The organism is Mesorhizobium sp. M6A.T.Cr.TU.017.01.1.1 (assembly GCF_004023115.1).
Classification (GTDB): domain Bacteria; phylum Pseudomonadota; class Alphaproteobacteria; order Rhizobiales; family Rhizobiaceae; genus Mesorhizobium; species Mesorhizobium mediterraneum.
The window spans coordinates 22191-38537 of record NZ_RZTA01000054.1 but is presented as its reverse complement, the minus strand read 5'-3'; the positions used below and the strand labels follow the sequence as shown (position 1 = coordinate 38537).

Here is a 16347-nt window from a genome sequence, read left to right as displayed (position 1 = left end):
CATGCATGTCGTGCTGCCCGAGCTCGACGGCCGCATCCTCGCCGGCGCCATTTCCTTCAAGGGCGAAAGCGAAACCGACCCGGCACTGGCTTTTCGCGCCTTCGCCAACCGGCCGGAGCCGGACCGCGTGGCGCAGGTGGCGAACCGTGTCGAAGCCTTCATCCGCCTGCAGCAGACGCCGCGCGGACAGCGCAAGCTCGCCGTCCTGATTCCCGACTATCCGAGCGCCCCCGGCCGCACCGGCTACGCCGTCGGCCTCGACGTGCCGTCCAGCGTGCTGGCGATGCTGCATGACCTGAGCGAACAGGGCTATGCCGTTGAAGGGATTCCGCAAACCCCGCGTGAGTTGCTGGATGAGTTGGAGCGCGGTGGCGAAGGGTTGGGGCTGGAGGACTATCTGGCCTTCTCCACGGAATTGCCTGCAGAAGCGCGAAAGGCTGTAGAGGCGGCTTGGGGTCAACCGGCAACCGATCCGGTAACGGCCGAATCTCAACGTCACCCCTCTACGTTGCCCCCCTCTGTCCTGCCGGACATCTCCCCCACTTGGGGGGAGATTGCCCCTTCGCCGACAGTCTCGCCCACGACCAACGTTGCAAAAAGAGGCGGGACAGCAAAACTGCCGATCTCCCCCCAAGTGGGGGAGATGTCCGGCAGGACAGAGGGGGGCGTGAAGGATCGCCAACGTCCACAACTGACCGTCGCCAAATTCCCCTTCCGCGCCGCCACCTTCGGCAACATCACTGTAGCCCTCGCCCCCGATCGCGGGCGTTCTGCCGATCGCCGCGCCGACTATCACGACCCGACATTGCCGCCGCGCCATGCGCTGATCGCCTTCGGTCTCTGGCTGCGCAAATCGCTCGGTATCCATGCCCTCGTCCATGTCGGCGCCCATGGCACGCTGGAATGGCTGCCCGGCAAGACCGTTGCGCTCAGCGAAACCTGTTTTCCTGAGATCGTCACCGGTCCCCTGCCCGTTATCTATCCCTTCATCGTTTCCAACCCGGGAGAGGCAGCACAGGCCAAGCGGCGCATTGCCGCCGTCACCCTCGGCCATTTGCCGCCGCCGCTGACCGGCGCCGGGCTCGATGAGAGCCAACACCAGCTTGAGCGGCTGGTCGACGAATATGCCCAGGCCGACGGGCTCGACCGCCGCCGCCGCGATCGCCTGGCGAAGTTGATCGTCGAAACCGCGCAAAAGACCGGCCTTGCTTCCGAGGCCGGCGTTGCCAAAACCGACGCGCCCGACGAAGCGCTGCGCCGCATCGACGCTTGGCTCTGCGACCTCAAGGATTTCGCCATCAAGGACGGCCTTCACATCTTTGGCCGCTCAGCCGAGGACGAGGCCGATCCGCAGCGTGAACAGAGTGCGGCGGCCGAGAAGGCCGCACTCCTCGCGGCCCTCGATGGCCGCCATGTCGCGGCCGGTCCGGCCGGTGCACCCGCGCGTGGCCGGCGCGATGTGCTGCCGACCGGCCGTAATCTGTTCACCGCCGATCCACGCACCATGCCGACGCCGACATCCTTCGATCTCGGCAGGGCGGCCTCCGACGAGGTCCTGCGCAGCTACATGCAATCGCATGGCGACTGGCCGCGCTCGCTGGTCATCGATCTCTGGGGCTCGGCCTCGCTGCGCACCGGCGGCGAGGAGATCGCGCAAGGCCTGGCGCTGATGGGCTGCCGGCCGCAATGGGATTCCGCCACCGGTCGCGTCACCGGCATCGAGGTGCTGCCGCCGGCCACGCTTGGCCGGCCACGCGTCGACGTCACCTGGCGCATATCGGGCCTGTTCCGCGACATGTTCCCGACCCAGATCGCGTTGATCGACGCTGCCGCCAACGCCGTCGCTACCCGCGACGAGGACGCGTCGGAGAACCCGCTCGCCGCAAGGACCCGCGCAGACGGGAAGATCAGCCCACGCATTTTCGGCACCTCGCCCGGCACCTACGGCGCCGGCGTCGAGGATTTGCTGTCGAGCGGCGACTGGGCCGCGCGCGAAGAAATCGGCCGCGCCTACCTCGACGCCACCTCGCATGCCTATGGCGGCGCAGAGGGCGAAGGGATTTCGGCGCCCGGCGCCTTCGAGGATCGTATCGCCGAGGCGGACCTTCTCGTCCATACCGGAGACGACCCCGGCCGCGACATCCTCGAAGGCTCCGCCGACGTCGCCTTCATCGGCGGTTTTTCGGCGGCGCTAGCCGCACTCGGCAAGAACGCCGATGTCATCGTGCTCGACACCACCGATCCGCAAAAGCCGAAGCCGCGCTCGGTTGGAGAAGCCGTGTCACGGGTCGTGCGGGCGCGCGCGGTCAACCCGCGCTTCATTGCCGGCCAGATGCGGCACGGGCCGCGCGGTGCCTCGGAATTCGCCGAGACGGTCGACCGTCTCGTCGGCTTTGCCGAGACCACCTATGCCATACCGGGCGCGCTGATCGAGGCCGTGCACGACGCCTATCTCGGCGACCCCATTGTCCGGGCGTTCATCCTGCGCGAGAATCCGGCGGCGGCGAAGGTCATCGCCGAGCGTTTGCTGTCGGCACGGCGGCGCGGTCTCTGGCATCCGCTGCGCAATTCCATCGATGACGATCTCGCCACACTGATCGCCGAGGCCCAGGCGCTGGGGGTGGCGGCATGAACGCCTTCTCCCGACGCGGCGCCTGCCCCGCTTTGTCGGCGCCGATGCAGACCGGTGACGGCCTTTTGGTGCGGCTCAACCCGGTCGCTGGAGGACTCTTGCCGAAAGCCTTGATCGGACTCGGTGAATCCGCCTTGCGGCACGGCAACGGCATCATGGAAGTGACCGCACGCGGCAGCCTGCAGATACGCGGCCTGACGCCGGCAAGCGCGCGGCTGCTGGCGGTGGAGGTCGATGCACTTGGCATTGCCGTGCGCACCGGCGTGCCGGTCGAGACCGGTCCACTGGCAGGGCTCGACACCAAGGAGATCGTCGATCCGCGCCCGCTGGCGGAGCGGATTCGGGCGGCAATTGATGAAGCTGGGCTGGCACAGCGCCTTGGCCCGAAGGTCTCGGTGATTGTCGACGGCGGCGGACGGCTGACAATGGATGCGGTTACCGCCGACGTGCGGCTCGTTGCAACGCGCACCAATGCGGGAATCAAGTGGCAGGTGGCTGTCGCGGGTGATGGGCAGAATGCGAAGCCGCTCGTTACGGTGGAAGACGATGCGGCGCGCGATATTGCAGTCGCGATGCTCAGGATGATCGCCGAAAAAGGCCGCGAAGCCCATGCACGGGATTTGACGGAAAGGCAGTTAATATCCCTCGCAAGCTGGCATTCCTTCGCGCCCCCCTCTGTCCTGCCGGACATCTCCCCCACTTGGGGGGAGATCGGCAGCTTCGCCGGCGGCTCCCCCTCGGCATCTTTGGCGATTGGCGAAAGCGGAGATGAGGGCGCAATCTCCCCCCAAGTGGGGGAGATGTCCGGCAAGACAGAGGGGGGCGCGAAGGAACGCCAGCCAATCGGAATTTTCGATCTGGCTGCCACCAGCATCGCCCTCGGCATCGGCCTGCCCTTCGGCAGCATGCCGGCAGAGAAGATCATCGACCTCTCGCAGAGCGCCCTCGCCCTTGGCGCAACCCAAATCCGCCTCGCGCCACAACGCGCGCTGCTTTTCCTCGGCCTCTCCCCGACCGCCTGCCACTCACTTCAGCACGCCGCCGCCACCCTAGGCTTCGTCACCAACCCCACCGATCCGCGCACCAGGATCGCCGCTTGCCCTGGAGCTCCGGCCTGTGCCTCCGGCCGGATCGCCACCCGCGATATCGCCGAGACCATCGCAGCGGAAGATGGTGACATCCTCGATTCCTCCTTCACGCTGCACATTTCCGGCTGCGCCAAGGGCTGCGCGCATCCCGGCCCGGCGGCGCTGACACTGGTCGGCGGCGAAAACGGGGCCGGACTTGTCGTGGACGGGACGGCGAAGGCCCTTCCCGCCGGATACAGGCCAGGCTATGACGCCGCGCGCGGCGTTGGCCGCATTGCGGCTGCGATCCGCGGCACACGACTTCGAGGTGAAACCGCCGCCATTTGCCTGGCAAGGCTTGGCGCGGCCGAAATCATCGAAACTTACCGACAGGAATGAGCATGCCCGCCCACATCGCCTACGACTATATCCATGACGGCACGGCGATCTATGAGCGCTCCTTCGCCATCATTCGTGCCGAGGCCGACCTATCGCGGTTTTCCAACGCCGAGGCCGATGTCGCCATTCGCATGATCCATGCCTGCGGACAGGTCGAGGCCAGCAGGCACTTCGTTTTTTCAGAGGATTTTGTAGCCGCCGCGCGCACGGCGCTGGCGGCCGGCGCGCCGATCTTCTGCGACGCCGAGATGGTCTCGCACGGTGTGACGCGCGCGCGGCTGCCGGCCGGCAACGAGGTGATCTGCACGCTGCGCGACCCGCAAACCTCCGACATCGCGAAAAGGATCGGCAACACCCGCTCGGCCGCGGCCATCGACCTGTGGGGCGAGCGCATGGCAGGTTCGGTCGTCGCCATCGGCAATGCGCCGACAGCACTTTTCTACCTGCTGGAAAGGCTGCGCGACGGCGCGCCGAAACCGGCTGTTATCATCGGCATGCCGGTCGGCTTTGTCGGTGCTGCCGAATCGAAGGACGCGCTGGCCGAGAATTCCTATGGCGTGCCCTACGCGATCGTGCGCGGCAGATTGGGCGGCAGCGCCATGACCGCCGCAGCACTCAACGCACTGGCGAGGCCGGGTCTGTGAACGCGATTGCAAAAGGTAGGCTCATTGGCGTCGGCACCGGTCCCGGCGACCCCGAACTGCTGACGCTCAAAGCCGTGCGCGCGCTGGCCGAGGCCGACGTGGTCGCGCATTTTGCCAAGCGCGGCAACAACAGCAATGCGCGCGCCATCGTCGGCGCCCATTTTCGTCCCGATTTGATAGAGTTGCCGCTGCTCTATCCCGTGACCACCGAAATCGACAAGGATCACAGCGAATACCGGTCGCAGATAACGGATTTCTACGAAGAGTCGGCCGAGAAGGTCGCTGAGCACCTCAGCGCCGGCAGAATGGTCGCCGTGCTTTCGGAAGGCGACCCGCTGTTCTACGGCTCCTACATGCATCTACATGTCAGGCTGGCGCACCGCTTCCCAACCGAAGTCATTCCCGGCGTCACCGCCATGTCCGGCTGCTGGTCGGCGACCGGAACGCCGATCGTCCAGGGCGACGACGTGCTGACCGTGCTGCCGGGCACAATGAGCGAATTCGAGCTGACGCGCCGCCTCGCCGATACCGATGCCGCCGTCATCATGAAGGTCGGCCGCAACCTGCCCAAGATCAGGCGCGCGCTGGAGGCGACCGGCAAGCTGGCGCGTGCCGTCTATGTCGAGCGCGGCACCATGCCGGGCGGCATCTCGATGCGGCTGGCCGACAAGCAGGACGACAAGGCACCCTATTTCGCCATCGTGCTGGTGGCTGGCTGGTCCGGCCGTCGCGAAGCATTGATGGAGGCCGGGGCATGAGCGGCCGCCTGACCGTCATCGGCCTTGGGCCCGGCAATGCCGACCAGGTGACGCCGGAAGCGAGCCGCGCCGTGGCGGAGGCGAAATTCTTCTACGGCTACAAGCCGTATCTCGATCGGCTCGACCTGCGCCCGGACCAGACCCGCGTCGCCTCTGACAATCGTGAGGAGCTGTCCCGCGCCAACGACGCGCTGGCAAAGGCTGCGCAAGGCCACGATGTCGCCGTCGTCTCGGGCGGCGACCCTGGCGTCTTTGCCATGGCGGCCGCCGTCTGCGAGGCGATCGAGGCCGGACCGGCCGAATGGCGTGCCGTCGATGTCGCAATGCTGCCCGGCATCACCGCCATGCTTGCGGTAGCTGCGCGCATTGGCGCGCCGCTCGGCCATGATTTCTGCGCCATCTCGCTGTCCGACAATCTGAAGCCCTGGGAGCTGATCGAGCTGCGCCTGCTGGCGGCGGCCGGCGCCGGTTTCGTCATCGCGCTCTACAATCCAATCAGCAAGGCGCGCCCCTGGCAGCTTGGCCGCGCCTTCGAATGCCTCACAGCGATCCTGCCCGGCACCACGCCGGTGATCTTCGGCCGTGCCGCCGGCCGTCCCGACGAGCGCATCGAGGTTTTTCTGCTGGCCGACGCCGATGCGGAAAAGGCCGATATGGCGACCTGCATCATCATCGGCTCGCCTGAGACCAGGATCATCAAGCGCGGCGAAAAGCCGGCGCTGGTCTACACGCCGCGATCGGCAGCGGGCCCAAGAAAATGATCGACCATCGCGGCAAGAGCTTCGACGGTCTCAGCCGACGCAACGTCCGGCAGCGCTGGCCTGCGGATCATGACCACCTCGATGCCAAGCGCCCGCGCCGCCGCGATCTTGCCGTAGGTCGCCTCGCCGCCACTGTTCTTGGACACGACGACATCGATGTGGTGGTCGCGAAGCAGCGCATGTTCGTCCGCTTCCCGGAACGGCCCGCGCGCCAAGAGATAGGTCGCGTCGGGTACAGCGAGTCTTGGTTCGACCGGATCGACGCTGCGGATCAGATAGTGATGCTGGGGTGCGGCCTCGAAGGCGGCAACCTCCTGCCGTCCGAGCGCCAGGAAGACACAGCGTGGAGCCGATCCCAGCGCCGTCACCGCGCCGACAACTCTGTCGACCAGCGTCCATCGATCACCTTCGGCTGGCTCCCAGCCTGGGCGCCTCAGCGCAATGATCGGCACGCCGGCCTCGTGCGCCGCCTCCGCGGCATTGGCGGAGATTTGAGCCGCATAGGGATGCGTGGCATCGACCAGCAAGTCGATGCGGGTCTCGCGGAGATATGCCGTCAACCCATGGGCGCCGCCGAAACCACCCACCCTCGTCGGCACGCCCTGCGCCACCGGGCTTTCAGTGCGGCCGGCCAGCGACAGCGTGAGCGACACATCGGTGCGCGCGGCCAGCTTTCCCGCCAGTTGCCGGGCTTCGGTTGTTCCGCCGAGGATCAGAATGCGGTGGGTCATCATGCCTGCTGAGGGTCCGCGCGGCGCCAAGCTCAACTCAAGATGGCTAACAATCGTCGGCATCGGCGAGGACGGTGTAGCGGGTCTCGGTGACGAGGCCAAGCGGTTGATCGCCGAGGCCGAATTCGTCTTCGGCGGCACGCGTCACCTTGCCCTTGTCGCGTCTTTCGCCAAAGGCGAAGCACGCCCTTGGCCGACCCCTTTCGATGCTGGGATGCGCGACGTGCTGGCGCTTGCGGGCAAAAAGGTCTGCGTGCTGGCCTCGGGCGATCCGTTCTTCCACGGTGTCGGCGTCACCCTCACCCGTAAGGTGGCGGCGGAGGAGATGCGCGTCATCCCCGCACCTTCGGCCATGTCGCTGGCTGCCGCCCGCCTCGGCTGGGCGCTGCAGGATATCGAGACCATTTCGCTGCACGGCCGCTCGCTCGACCTGATCCGGCCGCTGCTTCACCCCGGCAGCCGCATCCTCGCGCTGACCTCGGACGGCGATGCGCCGGCAGCGATTGCACGCCTGTTGACCGAGCTCGACTTCGGCCCTTCTCGGCTGACAATCCTGGAGGCGCTGGGCGGCCCGAACGAAAGGCTGCGTTCGGCGCGAGCCGACGCCTTCGACCTTGAAAAGATCAATCCACTCAACGTGCTGGCAATCGAAGTTGACTCAACTTCGGAGGCACGCATCTTGCCGCTGACATCGGGCCTTGCCGATCATCTGTTCGAGCATGACGGCCAAATCACCAAACGCGAGATCCGCGCCATTACCCTGTCCGCCCTCGCCCCCAGGCGCGGCGAGTTGCTGTGGGATATCGGCGCCGGCTCCGGTTCGGTCGGCATCGAATGGATGCTGGCCCATCCCTCGATGCGCGCCATTGCCGTCGAGGCCGATCCGGCCCGCGCCGCCCGCATCCGCCGCAACGCTTCACACTGCGGCGTGCCTGGCCTTCTCGTGGTCGAAGGCTCTGCACCCAAGGCGCTTGCCAAGCTAGACACGCCCGATGCGATCTTCATCGGCGGCGGCGGTAGCGATACCGGCGTGCTGGCCGCGGCCATCAAGGCGCTGCGCGTTGGCGGCCGGCTGGTTGCCAATGCGGTGACGCTGGAGATGGAGGCGCTGCTTCTCGCTCGTCACACTGCGCTCGGTGGCGATCTCACCCGCATCGCGCTATCGCGCGTGTCACCTGTCGGCTCGATGCAAGCCTGGCGGCCAGCTATGCCGGTCACCCAATGGAGCTGGGTCAAGCCATGATGGTCGCGGGCATCGGTAGCCGCAAGGGCGTCAGTGCAAGGGATGTGCTTGCCGTCATTGAAACCGCGCTGGAAGCGCACGGGCTGGCGATGACGGCGCTTTCGGCGCTCGCAACTGCTTCTCTGAAGCAGAACGAGCGGGCAATCTTCTCTGCCGGGCGCGAGCTCGCCCTGCCCGTGATCATTGTCGAGGACGATGCGCTCAAGGCCGCGTCGTCGCGCGCAATCAGCCGCTCGAGCCTGTCGCAGGAGCGTGCCGGCACGCCGTCGGTTTCCGAAGCCTCCGCGCTTGCCGCTGCCGGAAAAGACGCGAAACTGCTTGGGCCGCGCATTGTGCTTGGCCCGGTCACCTGCGCCATCGCCATCAGCGGAGACGCGGCATGACGGTCCATTTCATCGGCGCCGGTCCTGGCGCGGCCGACCTCATCACCTTGCGCGGCAGCAGGCTGCTGGCAAACTGCCCGGTCTGCCTCTATGCCGGCTCGATCGTCGCGCCGGACCTGTTGCAGCATTGCGCGCCCGGCACGAAATTGATCGACACCGCGCCGATGTCGCTCGACGAGATCGAAACCGAGTACCTGGCAGCTCACCAGGCCGGCCACGATGTCGCCCGCCTGCATTCCGGTGATCTCTCGGTGTGGAGCGCCGTCGCCGAGCAGATCCGCCGGCTGGAGAAGCACGGCATCGCCTACACGCTGACGCCGGGCGTGCCTTCCTTCGCCGCCGCCGCGGCAGCGCTGCGCCGCGAACTGACCATTCCCGAGGTCGCGCAGAGCCTGGTGCTGACCCGTATCTCCGGCCGTGCGTCAAAAATGCCGCCCGGCGAAACCCTGGCCGGTTTCGGCCGCACTGGTGCGACGCTGGCCATTCATCTTGCCATCCACGCCATCGACCGCGTCGTCGCCGAACTGACGCCATTCTATGGCGCCGATTGCCCGGTGGCGGTCGTCTTCCGCGCCTCCTGGCCGGACGAGCGCGTGCTGACCGGCACGCTGGCGACGATCGAGGCGCAGTTGGCCGCCGATCCGATGGAACGCACGGCGATCATCTTCGTCGGCCGCTCGCTGGCAGCCGAAGGCTTTGGCGAGAGTTCACTTTACGACGCCCACTATCAGCGGCGTTTTCGCGGACGGGATGGACTGTGAACGACGGCACCGGAAACAGAGGCGGAAATACCACAATCGAACAGGCTTTGGCCCGGCTGAACTTCAAGCCGCGCCAGCTGGAGCCGGGTCATGTCTGGCTGGCCGGCGCCGGCCCCGGCGATCCCGGCTGCCTGACGCTGGAAGTGCTGGCGGCACTTGGGCAGTGCGATGCCCTCGTTTACGACGCGCTGGTGTCTCCCGATGTCGTGGCAGTGGCGGCGAGTGCCGAGCTTTTCTACGCCGGCAAGCGCGGCGGCCAGCCGTCGATGAAGCAGGACGACATCACCGCTCTGCTGGTCCGGCTGGCGCACGAAGGCCGGCGCGTCGTCAGGCTGAAAGGCGGCGACCCCTATATTTTCGGTCGCGGCGGCGAAGAGGCGCTGGCGCTGGCGCGCGAGAACATTCCGTTCCGTGTCCTGTCCGGCCTGACCTCGGGCCTCAGCGCGCTTGCCGGTGCCGGCATCCCGGCGACCATGCGCGGCATCAACAAGGCGGTGATCCTGGCAACCGGCCACGCTGCCGGCACCGATGACGATCTCGACTGGGCGGCCATCGCCCGCACCGGCCAGCCGGTTGTCATCTATATGGGCATGGCCAATCTGCCTATTATCACGGCCTCCCTGCTCAAGGGTGGCCTGCCGCCGTCGACGCCCGCCGCGGTGATCGTCGCCGCAACAACGCCGCAGGAGCGCATCGTTGTCGCCACGCTCGCCACCATCGCCGAGGAAGCGGCTGCAGCCGGGTTGACCTCACCGGCGCTGATCGTCGTCGGCGGCATCGTTGCGATGCGCGCGGCATTGGCGGGCGAGCCATGACCCGCGCGATCATCATCGGCGCGCCGCGCTCCGGCTCGGGCAAGACCAGCGTCACCATCGGCATTTTGCGCGCGCTCGCCCGGCGCGGCCTTAAAGTGCGCGGCGCCAAATCCGGCCCCGACTATATCGACCCCGGCTTCCACACCGCCGCGACAGGCCTTTCCGGCGTCAATCTCGACAGCTGGGCGATGCCGCCTGCCTTGCTCAACGCACTGGCCGGTGACGCAACTGAAGATGCCGATTTCATCTTCCTCGAAAGCGCCATGGGCCTGTTCGACGGCATTCCGGCGCCGGCAGGACGCTCCGGCTCCGCTGCCGACCTCGCCCGGCTCTATGGCCTGCCGGTGCTGCTGGTGCTCGACGTTTCCGGGCAGTCGACCACCGCGGCAGCCGTCGCCAAGGGTTTTGCTACCTACGACCCCGATGTCCGCATGGCCGGCGTCGTGCTCAACCGGCTGGGCAGCGAACGTCACCGCCGTCTCTGCAGCGACGCCATCGAGGCGCTCGGCCTGCCAGTCGTCGGCGCCATATTGCGCGACCCGGCGCTAAACCTGCCGGAGCGCCATCTTGGCCTCGTCCAGGCCGGCGAATATGAGAATTTGATAGTGCATCTCGACCGGCTGGCTGACATGGTCGAAAGATCGCTCGACCTCGACGCCATCATGGCGCTGGCGGCGCCATTGGCGCCCGCTCCCGGCAGTTTCGGCGATGCGCTGCCGCCGCCCGGCCAGCGCATCGCATTGGCGCAGGACGCCGCTTTCACTTTCCTCTATCCGCATGTCGCCACGCATTGGCGCAAGGCCGGGGCGGAAATCGTCCCCTTCTCGCCGCTCGCCGACCAAGCGCCCAGCGACAGTTGCGACGTCTGCTGGCTGCCCGGCGGCTATCCCGAGCTTCATGCCGGCCGCCTCGCCGGCGCCGCGAATTTCAGGGCAGGCATCGTGGCCTTTTCGGCAACGAAACCGGTGCATGGCGAGTGCGGCGGCTTCATGGTTCTGGGTGAAGCACTGGAAGACGCCGAGGGCGAGACATACAAGATGCTCGGTCTGCTCGGCCACTCGACCAGCTTCGCCAAACGCAAGATGAATCTCGGCTACCGCGAGGCGCGGCTGCGGGCCGATTGCCCGCTGGGAGCCCAAGGCACGCTGATCCGCGGCCACGAATTCCACTATGCGCAGATGACCGCGACCGGCAATGACGAACCGCTGGCCGACCTCGCTGATGGCCAGGGCAATCCGCTCGGCGCCTCCGGCTATCGGCGCGGCCATGTCAGCGGCACGTTCTTCCATGCCATTGCGAGAGGCGAATGACGGTCGTCCCCTCACCCCGGCAAGCCCTCGACGACATCGCGCTCTGCCTCGTCTTCTTCACCCGGCTGCCACTGCCGGTCGTCGATTTTCGGGACCGCAGCCTTGCGGCTGCGATCTGGGCAGCGCCCGTCGCCGGCCTCGGCGTCGCGGTCATCGGTGCGCTTGTCTATGCTGTCGGCTCATGGCTCGGCCTTGCCGCCGGCCCGGGAGCGGCACTTGCCCTTGCCGCAACCTTGCTCGCCACCGGCTGCATACACGAAGACGGGCTTTCGGATGTCGCCGACGGTTTTGGCGGCGGCAAGACGCGCGAGAAAAAACTGGAGATCATGCGCGACAGCCGTATTGGCGCCTATGGCGCCTGCGCGCTCGGCATCTCGCTGCTGATCCGCTGGAGCGTGCTTTCGGGTTTCGCTGGCACCGTCTACGTGTTCTTGGCCCTCATCGCCGCGCATGCCGCTTCGCGCGGCTTGTTCGGCGCTTTCATGCATCTATTGCCGGCGGCGCGCAGCGACGGGCTCTCGGCCGACGCAGGCATGGTGTCGGCCGAAACCGCCATTGCCGGTGCCGTGCTCGGCGCCGTGGCGCTGCTGGCGCTAGGGTTCGGTGGCGCGGTCGCCGCGCTCATCCTGCTCGGCCTGTTGTTTGCCGCCTTCCGCGAGCTGTGCCGCAACCAGATCGGCGGCCAGACCGGCGATACGGTCGGCGCCCTGCAGCAGCTTGGCGAAATCGCAGTCCTGCTCGTCGCTTCCGTTTGCCTTTCCTGACTCTGTTTCGGAGACTTTGCCCCCATGCCTTTCAAATCGCTCGATGAACTGCGCGCGACCTGCCTCGATCTGCCTTCGGGCAGCGACGCCGCGGCCAGTGCCGTTGCCCGCCGCCAGGACACGCTGACCAAGCCGCAAGGCAGTCTTGGCCGATTGGAGAGCATCGCCGCCTGGCTGGCCCGCTGGCAAGGCCGCGACATGCCGCAGCTCGACCGCGTCAAAGTCTTCGTATTCGCCGGCAACCACGGCGTCACCGCACAGGGCGTGTCCGCCTTCCCGTCGGAGGTCACCGTGCAGATGGTGGCGAATTTCGCCGGCGGCGGTGCTGCCATCAACCAGCTCGCCCGCATCGCAGGTGCCGAACTCGATGTCATTCCGCTGGATCTCGATCGTCCGACCGGCGATTTCACGCAAGTGCCGGCGATGGACGACGAGGCCTTCCTCGCCGCCGTCTCGGCCGGCTACGGCGCGGTGACGAAAGACCTCGATCTCGTCTGTTTCGGTGAAATGGGCATCGGCAACACCACGCCGGCGGCTGCCATTTCGGCCGCCCTGTTTGGCGGCGGCGCGGAAAAATGGACCGGGCGCGGCACCGGCGTCGACGATGCCGGCCTTATACGCAAGATCACCGCCATAGAGGCCGGCCTCAAGCGACATGCCGAGGCGCTTGCCGACCCGCTGAAGATCGCAGCCGCCCTTGGCGGGCGCGAACTCGCCGCCATCTTTGGCGCGACGCTGGCCGCGCGCCATTTAGGCGTGCCGGTGCTGCTCGATGGCTTCGTCTGCACCGCCGCCGCCGCACCGCTGGCGAAATTGCACCCTGCCGGCCTCGCCCACGCGCTCGCCGCGCATGTCTCTGCCGAATCCGGCCACCGCCGCCTGCTCGAGGCGCTCGGCCTGCCGCCGCTGCTCGACCTCGGCATGCGGCTCGGCGAAGGCTCAGGCGCCTGCCTCGCCGTCAACATCGTCCGCTCGGCACTCGAATGCCACGCCCGCATGGCAAGTTTTGCGGAGGCTGGTGTTTCGGAGAAGTAAATGTTCGCAAACTCGTGAGAGGCGACACACGCATCGGCTCGACACGGGGCGTGAGACGGCATTTTACCGCCTCACGTTCTCACCCTGTTCCAGGGCATTGCCACCTAAGTCTTTGAAATCTTTGGTGGGTGCGACAGGGATCGAACCTGTGACCCGCTGATTAAGAGTTATCGCGCCAGCCATTCCAGCCGTGCCCGAACGGCCTCAAAGCGTATCGTTTCCGCGCTTTTCATAACTCATCCGATATCACCTATTTGCACCCGCTGCCAATATTTTGATGGCAATGTGTTGGCAGACGTTGACAAAACGCAAACGCATTCGTATTCATGATGCATACCGATGTTTGCAAAAGATCAATGAGGACCGCCATGCTTGAACATACCCACGCCCATACCGACGAAGCTACCGCCTCGAAATCGGGCGGCAAGGCCGCTGCCAAGGCCGCCAAGGCAGGCCCCGCCTTTTCCGTGGACGTGGACGCCGCCCCGTTCCGTCGCGCGCTGTCGGCCCTCATGCCATACAGCGAGCCCCGGAACACAATTCCGATTCTCGGATGCGTCACCATTTCCATGGATGCCCCCGCACAACGCCTCGGCGTCTCGCTGTTCGATATCGACATGGCGATTGAAACGACACTGCCGGCTCTTTCCTCTTTTGGTTCTGGCGACGCGTTCGCGGTGCCGCTGCGCACCCTGGCGGCCTTCATGAACGGCGCCGATGGCGAGGTCGTAGAGATTCGAAAGGCGGCCACCGACGAACGCGTCACCTTCACCTGTGGCGATTTCAGCGCCGCCATAATCCCGATGCCTGCCGACGAGGCGCCGCGCCTCACCGGCCCGAAATTTTCCGACGCCGGCTTCCGCCGCATCCCGCTCGCCGAAGGCGTTATGTCATGGCTTCTCGGCCTCACCTTGCCTTTCGTGTCGACCGAGGAAACAAGGTACTATCTCAACGGCGTCGCCTTCGAATTCGGCGTTGACGATGACGGCATGTTGCGGGCCATAGCTACGGACGGCCACCGCCTCGGCTCGCGCCAGACGAAGACGACCGCCAATATCGTGGGCCGGCCGACCGTCATCATCCCCCGCGCCGCGATTAAGGCGGTCGCACACCTCGCCGCCGGTAAAGAGGTCGTGCTTTCCGTTGATGACATGAAAGCTGAATTGAGTTTCGGCGACACTGTTATTCGAACAAAGTTGATCGACGGCACCTTCCCCGACTGGCGGCGGGTCGTCCCCAAAGGTCCGTTTAAGGAATTCGAACTGGACGCCGGCAAGATCGGAAGGCTTCACCGCGCCTCGGGCGGCGTGAGGCGGGAGCGGGGAGTTGCCGTCAAGGTGAAACCCTGCGAGGGCGGCATGTCTGTTTCTGCAAACAACCCCGAGTTTGGCGAGGTGTCCGCCGTCTTCCGTGGTGAGACGCCCGAGGGCGTCGACGCGTTCGGCGTGAACAGCCGTTATTTCGCGGACATGGCAAAGGCCTTCGGGGCGAAGCGGATTCGGCTTGGCTTCACCGGCTCGGGCGACCCGCTCATGGTGAACGTTTCGGGCGGCCCTGCCGGCGAGTTTGCCGTGCTCATGCCTATGCGCGTGTAGTATGGCCGAGGAAAAGGACCGGCCGGCCGCCTCGGGCGCCCCTGGCACGGCATGGAACGACCCGAAGGTGCCAGGCCTTCGGCTTCGCTACCTCGCGACCAAGGCCGTCTATTACCTCTCCTATAGGACCAAGACCGGAAAACAACGCGCCTACAAAATCGGCGACGTCCGCTTCGTCACCCTCACCGCTGCCCGCACCAATGCGAAAGACGTTTTGGCGCGGGTTGCCAAGGGCGAAGACCCCGCCGGGGAAAAGGCAACGGCCGCGAGTCGGCCCACCATCGATCAATTGCGCGAATGGCACGCGGAACGCCATTCCGCGACCAAGAACAAGAAATCGTGGGCCGATGACGTCGCCGCGCTCTATGTCAATCACATCATCCCTCACCTCGGCCCCGACATGGCGGTGGCGGACGTCGCGGAGTCTCATATCGAGGCATTGCACCACAAGATGAGGGCGACGCCGAACCAAGCGAACCGGGTCGCGGCGTGCCTGCACAAGGCGTTCAATCTGGCCGAAAAATGGGGCTGGCGGCCCCGCAAGTCCAACCCGGTGCATGTCGAGCGGTACAAGGAACGGAAGCGAAAACGGTTGCCGCAAGCTGATGAGGCTATCCGGCTATTGATCGCCCTCAATGCGATGCGCGAGAACGACCCGCACTTCGTCGGCCTAGTGGAACTTCTATGCTTCACCGGCGCCCGCCTAACCGAAATCATGCACGCGCGTTGGGATTGGGTGAAACCGGATGGGCTCCATTTGCCGGACTCGAAAAGCGGCATAAAGATCCTTCCGCTGTCCGCCCTCGCCCGCGATGTCTTGAGGGACATTCCGCGCCTGCGGCGCAACCCGTACATCATCTGCGGCAGGCTACACGGCCGCCATATGGTGAACGTCACGCACCCATGGAAACGGCTTATGGCCGCCGCGAACATCACCGAAAACTTGGTGCGCCATGATCTGCGGCGGTTCTTCGCATCCGCCGGCCTATCGGGCGGACTCGAGCTATCTCACGTCGGGAACTTGCTCGGGCATATGGACCCGCAAACCACCAAGCGTTACGCCTTCCTGCTCACCGGCGCCGCTCAAAAGATGGCGGACACCGCTGCGGAATCGGTCAAGGAAATTATGACCGGCGGCGGCAAGGTTGCGGTATTGCGGCGTTGAATGGAAACTATGCACAATGTATATTCAGCGCATGAACACTGCAGCCGACGACCAGCGCGAATTCGAATTGCTCTTTGAGAAATCGGGGCTTGAACAGAAACAGCTTGCCGGCTTGCTCGGCAAGACACCGGTTCAAGTGAATCGCTGGCTTACCGCGCGGAAGGACAGCGGCGCCCCGCCGTTCTATGCGATACAATTCCTGCGCATGTATTTGATGCTGCCGGTTTCGGCTCGGGCTCACTTGCCAGCCAGGATCATAGAATATCCTAAGAAAGCGGCGTAGT

The 16347-nt window shown here is 65.9% G+C and carries 16 protein-coding genes; 15 read left to right on the top strand and 1 reads right to left on the bottom strand.

The window, feature by feature from the left end:
* The 5 genes from EOB36_RS18300 to EOB36_RS18280 form a co-directional block, all read left to right on the top strand.
* A partial coding sequence (locus EOB36_RS18300) for a cobaltochelatase subunit CobN (protein WP_164897548.1) occupies window positions 1–2632 on the top strand: 2632 nt, incomplete at its 5' end.
* Window positions 2629–4098: a precorrin-3B synthase gene (cobG, locus tag EOB36_RS18295; protein WP_095483429.1), complete on the top strand. Its 1470-nt coding sequence runs from the start codon at window positions 2629–2631 to the stop codon at window positions 4096–4098. The genes EOB36_RS18300 and cobG, both read left to right, overlap by 4 nt.
* A gap of 2 nt (window positions 4099–4100) precedes the next feature.
* Complete coding sequence (locus EOB36_RS18290; RefSeq protein WP_095483489.1) at window positions 4101–4742, top strand: precorrin-8X methylmutase; 642 nt, start codon at window positions 4101–4103, stop codon at window positions 4740–4742.
* Window positions 4739–5500 carry a precorrin-2 C(20)-methyltransferase gene (locus EOB36_RS18285; protein ID WP_128285411.1) on the top strand — a complete coding sequence of 254 codons (762 nt, stop codon included), beginning with the start codon at window positions 4739–4741 and terminating at the stop codon, window positions 5498–5500. Before EOB36_RS18290 ends, EOB36_RS18285 begins: the two co-directional genes overlap by 4 nt.
* Window positions 5497–6261, top strand: coding sequence for a precorrin-3B C(17)-methyltransferase (locus tag EOB36_RS18280; RefSeq protein ID WP_128285410.1), 765 nt, complete (start codon window positions 5497–5499; stop codon window positions 6259–6261). Before EOB36_RS18285 ends, EOB36_RS18280 begins: the two co-directional genes overlap by 4 nt.
* Here EOB36_RS18280 and EOB36_RS18275 read toward each other — a convergent pair.
* Window positions 6225–6992, bottom strand: coding sequence for a cobalt-precorrin-6A reductase (locus EOB36_RS18275; RefSeq protein WP_128285409.1), 768 nt, complete (start codon window positions 6990–6992; stop codon window positions 6225–6227). The two genes, EOB36_RS18280 and EOB36_RS18275, sit on opposite strands and share 37 nt — an antisense overlap.
* Before the next feature lies 1 nt (window position 6993).
* Between EOB36_RS18275 and cbiE the strand changes: the two genes are divergently transcribed.
* The 10 genes from cbiE (at window position 6994) to EOB36_RS18225 (ending at window position 16346) form a co-directional block, all read left to right on the top strand.
* Window positions 6994–8235 carry a precorrin-6y C5,15-methyltransferase (decarboxylating) subunit CbiE gene (gene cbiE, locus EOB36_RS18270; RefSeq protein WP_128285408.1) on the top strand — a complete coding sequence of 414 codons (1242 nt, stop codon included), beginning with the start codon at window positions 6994–6996 and terminating at the stop codon, window positions 8233–8235.
* Complete coding sequence (locus tag EOB36_RS18265; protein WP_126106047.1) at window positions 8232–8618, top strand: cobalamin biosynthesis protein; 387 nt, start codon at window positions 8232–8234, stop codon at window positions 8616–8618. The genes cbiE and EOB36_RS18265 overlap by 4 nt, the downstream gene beginning before the upstream one ends.
* On the top strand, window positions 8615–9379 hold the full coding sequence (cobM, locus tag EOB36_RS18260) for a precorrin-4 C(11)-methyltransferase (protein WP_128285407.1): 765 nt from the start codon (window positions 8615–8617) through the stop codon (window positions 9377–9379). The genes EOB36_RS18265 and cobM overlap by 4 nt, the downstream gene beginning before the upstream one ends.
* The gene (gene cobA, locus EOB36_RS18255; protein WP_128285406.1) at window positions 9376–10194 is read left to right on the top strand and encodes a uroporphyrinogen-III C-methyltransferase; all 819 of its coding nucleotides are present in this window, start codon (window positions 9376–9378) and stop codon (window positions 10192–10194) included. Before cobM ends, cobA begins: the two co-directional genes overlap by 4 nt.
* On the top strand, window positions 10191–11504 hold the full coding sequence (locus EOB36_RS18250; RefSeq protein ID WP_128285405.1) for a cobyrinate a,c-diamide synthase: 1314 nt from the start codon (window positions 10191–10193) through the stop codon (window positions 11502–11504). The genes cobA and EOB36_RS18250 overlap by 4 nt, the downstream gene beginning before the upstream one ends.
* Window positions 11501–12268: an adenosylcobinamide-GDP ribazoletransferase gene (locus EOB36_RS18245; protein WP_128285404.1), complete on the top strand. Its 768-nt coding sequence runs from the start codon at window positions 11501–11503 to the stop codon at window positions 12266–12268. The genes EOB36_RS18250 and EOB36_RS18245 overlap by 4 nt, the downstream gene beginning before the upstream one ends.
* Window positions 12269–12292: 24 nt before the next feature.
* Window positions 12293–13303, top strand: a complete 1011-nt coding sequence (gene cobT / locus EOB36_RS18240; RefSeq protein ID WP_128285403.1) for a nicotinate-nucleotide--dimethylbenzimidazole phosphoribosyltransferase — start codon at window positions 12293–12295, stop codon at window positions 13301–13303.
* A 368-nt stretch (window positions 13304–13671) separates the two neighbouring features.
* Window positions 13672–14898 carry a DNA polymerase III subunit beta gene (locus EOB36_RS18235; protein ID WP_164547175.1) on the top strand — a complete coding sequence of 409 codons (1227 nt, stop codon included), beginning with the start codon at window positions 13672–13674 and terminating at the stop codon, window positions 14896–14898.
* A gap of 1 nt (window position 14899) precedes the next feature.
* Window positions 14900–16063 carry a site-specific integrase gene (locus EOB36_RS18230; protein WP_128285401.1) on the top strand — a complete coding sequence of 388 codons (1164 nt, stop codon included), beginning with the start codon at window positions 14900–14902 and terminating at the stop codon, window positions 16061–16063.
* Between the two features lie 16 nt (window positions 16064–16079).
* The gene (locus tag EOB36_RS18225) at window positions 16080–16346 is read left to right on the top strand and encodes a hypothetical protein (protein ID WP_126106039.1); all 267 of its coding nucleotides are present in this window, start codon (window positions 16080–16082) and stop codon (window positions 16344–16346) included.
* Window position 16347 lies beyond the last annotated feature (1 nt).